Raw genomic sequence first — 729 nt, 5'->3', positions numbered from 1 at the left:
GCGCGAACCGGCCCCGGCCGAACGCGTCACCGCCGGCCTCCACGTCGTCCGCCAGCCGCAGCACCCGCCCGCCCGCCGTGCGCAGGTCCCGGCCCTCCTGCCCCGCGGCCTCCGCCGCCCGCAGGTACCCCAGCGCCCGCGGGTAGGCCGCCTCCATCCGCCGCAGCGCCTGCCCCGCCGTGCCCGACGTCTGCCCGTACATCGCCGCCAGCACCGCCACCTTCGCCGTCGGGCGGTCGCAGCCCAGCTGCCGCGCCACCGGCGTGTACAGGTCGTCGTCGCCGGTCGCCGCCACCAGCGCCGCGTCGTGCGACACCGCCGCCAGCACCCGCGGCTCCACCTGCCCGAGGTCGGCGCGCACCAGCACGTGCCCGGGCTCGGCCGCCACCCCCGGGCGCAGCTCCGCCGGCACGCTGTGCAGCCCGGCCTGCGCCGTCATCCGCCCCGAGCCGGAGTCCGCCGCGCCCCACGCCCCGCGCAACCGGCCGTCCGGGCCGACGTGGCGGTCCAGCCAGCCGTAGCCGTACGTCGTGGCGGTGCGCTCCGCCCGCCGCCACGCCAGCAGCGCCGGCACGACGGGGTGGGCGTCGCGGAAGCGCTCCAGCCGCCAGGCGCGGGTGTCGGGCAGGTCCAGGCCGAGGTCGCGCAGCGCGGCGAGCACCTGCGCGGGGTTGCGCGGGGCGTGGGGCGCGGCGGACTCCGGCTCGGGGCGGATGACGGCGCAGGCCG

The 729-nt window shown here is 80.9% G+C and carries 1 protein-coding gene; it reads right to left on the bottom strand.

What is annotated here, in order from left to right; translation table 11 throughout:
* Window positions 1-729: DNA polymerase (locus tag ABEB16_RS13165; protein ID WP_345712703.1), on the bottom strand; the 729-nt coding region annotated here is incomplete at both ends.

Source organism: Kineococcus glutinatus (assembly GCF_039542765.1).
Taxonomy (GTDB): domain Bacteria; phylum Actinomycetota; class Actinomycetes; order Actinomycetales; family Kineococcaceae; genus Kineococcus_A; species Kineococcus_A glutinatus.
This window is presented reverse-complemented; position numbering and strand designations above follow the sequence as displayed.